Annotated in this window: 4 protein-coding genes; 2 read left to right on the top strand and 2 right to left on the bottom strand. The window is 70.5% G+C overall.

Features of this window, described 5'->3' with window-relative positions:
• Positions 1–152 precede the first annotated feature (152 nt).
• A complete protein-coding gene (gene rraA, locus E3T33_RS09745; RefSeq protein WP_092321068.1) occupies positions 153–620 on the top strand; it encodes a ribonuclease E activity regulator RraA in 468 nt (155 codons plus the stop codon).
• Positions 621–1015: 395 nt separating this feature from the next.
• Here the strand turns inward: rraA and adhP are convergent, their stop codons facing one another.
• The gene (gene adhP, locus E3T33_RS09740; protein ID WP_092321311.1) at positions 1016–2026 is read right to left on the bottom strand and encodes an alcohol dehydrogenase AdhP; all 1011 of its coding nucleotides are present in this window, start codon (positions 2024–2026) and stop codon (positions 1016–1018) included.
• 463 nt (positions 2027–2489) lie between these two features.
• On the opposite strand from adhP, the gene E3T33_RS09735 reads away from it, so the two are divergent.
• Entirely contained in the window at positions 2490–3686 is a 1197-nt protein-coding gene (locus E3T33_RS09735) for a CoA transferase (RefSeq protein ID WP_092321069.1), read from the top strand.
• 45 nt (positions 3687–3731) lie between these two features.
• On the opposite strand, the gene E3T33_RS15450 is transcribed toward E3T33_RS09735, so the two are convergent.
• The coding region (locus tag E3T33_RS15450; RefSeq protein WP_198417263.1) for a helix-turn-helix domain-containing protein at positions 3732–4147 on the bottom strand (416 nt) is incomplete at its 5' end.

Raw genomic sequence — 4147 nt, 5'->3', positions numbered from 1 at the left:
GCCGCACGCGCCGCACGCGCCGCACGCGCCGCACGCGCCGCCGCGCCTCGGGGCTTCTCCGGGCGGGCGCAGGGGCTTCTCCGGGCCCGCGCAGGGTCGCTCCTCCGGGTCGCTACTCTGGGGGGACACCGCACAAGCTCCCGGGGGACACCATGACACTGCTGACAGCCGACCTGTACGACGAGCGTGGCGAAGACCTGCAATCCGTGGCGGTGCAGTTCCAGTCGGTCGGTGGCAACGCCCGCTTCAGCGGGCCGATCCGCACAGTCAGCTGCTTCGAGGACAACGCGCTGGTCAAGGCAGTCCTGGCGCGGCCGGGCGCCGGCGCCGTGCTCGTCGTGGACGGCGGCGGATCGCTGCAGACGGCGCTGATGGGCGACATGATCGCGGAGTCCGCGGTCGCCAACGGCTGGGCGGGCGTGATCATCAACGGCGCCATCCGGGACCGGGTCGCGATCGGCGCGCTCGCGCTCGGGGTCAAGGCCCTGGGGAGCAACCCGCGCAAGAGCAACAAGACCGGCAAAGGCAGCGCGGATGTCGTCGTCGAGTTCGCCGGGGTACTGTTCCGCCCCGGACGCATGGTCTACTGCGACGAGGACGGCATCCTCGTCGAACGCTAGGCAAGTCTCGCCCAGCCCGCCGAGAATCGCCGTTCGCGCCGAGAATCGCCGCTGGAACGGCGATTGTGGGCGCGAACGGCGATTCTCGGCGCCGAAGCGGCAGCGGCCAACCACTGCAGCGCCCCGGAGTCCGGGCCTCAGTCGACCCGCGGGTATGTGGCCAACTCAGGAGAATCCTGATCACCGACTCGCCCCTCCGCGGAAAATCGGGGCACGGGGGCAGTTGCCGCTGGATTCTCCTGAGTTAGCCACACACACGTGAGTTAGCCACACACACGGGAGTTAGCCACACACACGGGGGCGGCCGCAGATGGCCGTGGCCGCGCGGCCGGGGGCGGCGCCGTCCGGGGTGACTCGCCACCGGGCAGCGCCGCTCGCGCCTGTCACCGAGCGGGTCAGTACGTGATGACGACCCGGCCGTCGATCTTGCCGAGCTTCATCTCGTCGAAGACCGTGTTGATCTCGTCGAGGCTGCGAGTGGACACCGTGGGGTGGATCTCGCCGCGGGCGTAGAACTCGAGCGCCTCCTCCATGTCCTGCCGGGTGCCCACGATCGAGCCGCGCACGGTGAGTCCCTTGAGCACGATCTCGAAGATCGGTGCGGGGAAGTCTCCCGGCGGCAATCCGTTGAAGACGATGGTCCCCCCGCGGCGAGCCATCCCGATCGCCTGGCCGAACGCCTTCGGGTGCACCGCGGTCACGAGCACGCCGTGGGCGCCGCCGGTCACCCGCTGGATGACCTCGACCGGGTTCTCGTCCATCGCGTTGACGGTCAGTTCGGCGCCGTGCTTGCGGGCGAGGGCGAGCTTGTCGTCGGCGACATCCACTGCGACGACGCGCAGGCCCATGGCCTTGGCGTATTGCACGGCGATGTGGCCGAGGCCGCCGATGCCGGAGATGACGACCCACTGACCGGGCCTGGCCTCGGTCATCTTCAGGCCCTTGTAGACGGTGACGCCGGCGCAGAGCACCGGCGCGATCTCGACCAGGTCGGAGCCTGCGGGGATCTTCACGGCGAACCGCGAGTCGACGAGCATGTACTGGCCGAAGGATCCGTCGACGCTGTAGCCGCCGTTCTTCTGCTGCTCGCACAGCGTCTCCCAGCCGGTGCGGCAGTATTGGCAGCTGCCGCAGGCCGACCAGAGCCAGGCATTGCCGACGAGTTCGCCGACGGTGAGGCTGGTGACGCCCGCACCGAGGGCGACGACGGTGCCGACGCCTTCATGGCCCGGGATGAGCGGCAGGCTCGGCTTGACCGGCCAGTCGCCTTCGGCGGCGTGCAGGTCGGTGTGGCAGACGCCGCTCGAGATGAGCTTGACGAGCGCCTGGCCCGGGCCCGGCGTGGGCACCGGGACTTCTTCGACGGTGAGGTGCTGGCCGAAGGTCGAGACGACGGCGGCGTGCATCGTGGCAGCCGTTACATCGGCGCCGGCTTCGTCGTGCATGGTCGTTTCAATCAATGTCATGGTAAAACTCCCTAGATCGAACGTCTTCGTCCGTGGTCCCGACGCTAGGCGGCGCAACGTTGCGGCCGCGTTGCGGGAGCTTGCGGGCCGGGCAAGCCCGCAGACTTTGGCACCGGCGGTCGAGATTGCCCGGTGCGCGCGGCCAACTCGACCGGAACAGGCAATCTCGACGCATCCGTGCATCCGTGCGTCCGTGCGTCCGTGCGTCCGTGCATCCGTGCATCCGTGCATCCGCGCATCGGCGGGCACGCTGCCCAGTCTGTGGATGATCCATCCAATGAGCCGGTGCGGCCGGGCCGCTAGATTCGACAGCAAGCAGTTAACCAGGGTCACCCGCGGCAGGGCAACCGCGCGGGTCCGGCCCGCCGCGCCACCAGTGAACGGAACTTCAGTGCAGAAGCAGATGGACAACAGCGCCGGCGACCTCTCCCGGCCGCTCGAGGGAATCCTGGTCGCCGACTTCTCGCGGATCCTCGCCGGCCCGCTCGCCACCGTCACGCTGGCCGACCTGGGCGCGCGGGTGATCAAGGTCGAGCGTCCGGGCACCGGCGACGACACGCGCGGCTGGGGTCCTCCGTACTCCGCCACCGGGGCCACCTACTTCGAGGGGATTAACCGCAACAAGGAGTCGATCTGCCTCGACCTTACGGATGCCGCCGACCTCAAGCTGGCCCGGGCGCTCGCGCTCAAGGCCGACGTGCTCGTCGAGAACTTCAAGCCCGGCGGGATGGAGAAGCTCGGGCTGGGCTACGACGCGCTCCGGCAGGAGAACCCGGGGCTGGTTTACGCCTCGATCACCGGATTCGGCAGCGCCGGGGGAGCGGACCTGCTCGGCTACGACTTCCTGGTGCAGGCCCTCGGCGGCCTGATGAGCATCACCGGCGAGGCCGACGGCGATCCGATGAAGGTGGGCGTCGCCCTCGTCGACGTGCTGACCGCGAAGGACACCGCGATCGGCATCCTCGCCGCACTGACCGCCCGAGCGGCGACGGGCCGGGGCGCGCGGCTGGAACTGAACCTGCTCTCGAGCCTGCAGGGCGCTCTCGCGAACCAGGCGCAGGCCTACCTCGGGGCCGGCGTCATCCCGACACGCATGGGCAACGCGCATCCGTCGATCGTGCCCTACCAGCTGCTGGATTGCGCGGACGGTCCGCTGGCCGTGGCCTGCGGCAATGACGGCCAGTTCGCGCGGCTCGCCCGGGTCCTGGGCGTGGAGACGCTGGCTTCGGATGAACGCTTCGCGACCAACAGCGCCCGGGTGAGCAACCGGACCGAACTCATCGACATCCTGCACGGGCGTCTGGCCGGGGCATCGGCGCACTCCTGGGAGCTCCGGCTCACCGAAGCCGACGTGCCGGCCGGGCGCGTGGCCACCATCGGCGAGGGGATCGCGCTCGCCGAGAGCCTCGGCCTGGCGCCGACCATCGACGTGCAGGATGCCTCCGGCCGGGCCGTGGGACGCCAGATCCGGCACCCGGTCAGCTGGACCCCGCCGCTCGCGCCACGGACGGCCGCCCCGCCCGCCCTGGGTGAGCACGGCGACGCGATCCGCGCCTGGCTGACTTCCAATCCCTCGCGAAACCGCAGTTGTGCGCGTTAAAACGCCTGTTTAGCGCGCACAACTGCGGTTTCGCGGGAGGGGAGGTCAGCCGCGCAGGGCGAGCCAGAGGTTCGCCGCGACATCGGGATCGTCCAGGTCGGCCTCGATGAGTTTGGACGCGATCCCGATCCGGTGCCGGAGCGAGTTGCGGTGCACCCCGAGTTCGCGCGCCGTCGGCTCCCACTGGCCCCGGTGCCGCAGGTAGCAGCGCACCGTCTGCACGAGGTCGGCCCGGGAGTAGCTTCGCAAGGCGTCGACCCAGTCGTCCGCCTGCGGGTCGAGGAGGCCGTCCACCACGGCGAGCTGCCCCGCGGCCACGCGCCGACAGGCGCGGCCCACCTCCGTGACGCTGCCGGAGACCTGGCCCAGGAGCAACGGGCCGCTCAGCGCGGCCGCCAGCCCGCCGGCAGGTCCGGCCGCCAGTCCGCCCGCCCGTCCGCCCGCTTGCCCGCCCGCTTGTG

The sequence above is a fragment of the Cryobacterium sp. TMT1-2-1 genome (assembly GCF_004403955.1).
Taxonomy (GTDB): domain Bacteria; phylum Actinomycetota; class Actinomycetes; order Actinomycetales; family Microbacteriaceae; genus Cryobacterium; species Cryobacterium psychrotolerans.
The sequence above is the reverse complement of the archived record's forward strand: the minus strand, read 5'-3'. Positions and strand labels throughout refer to the sequence as shown.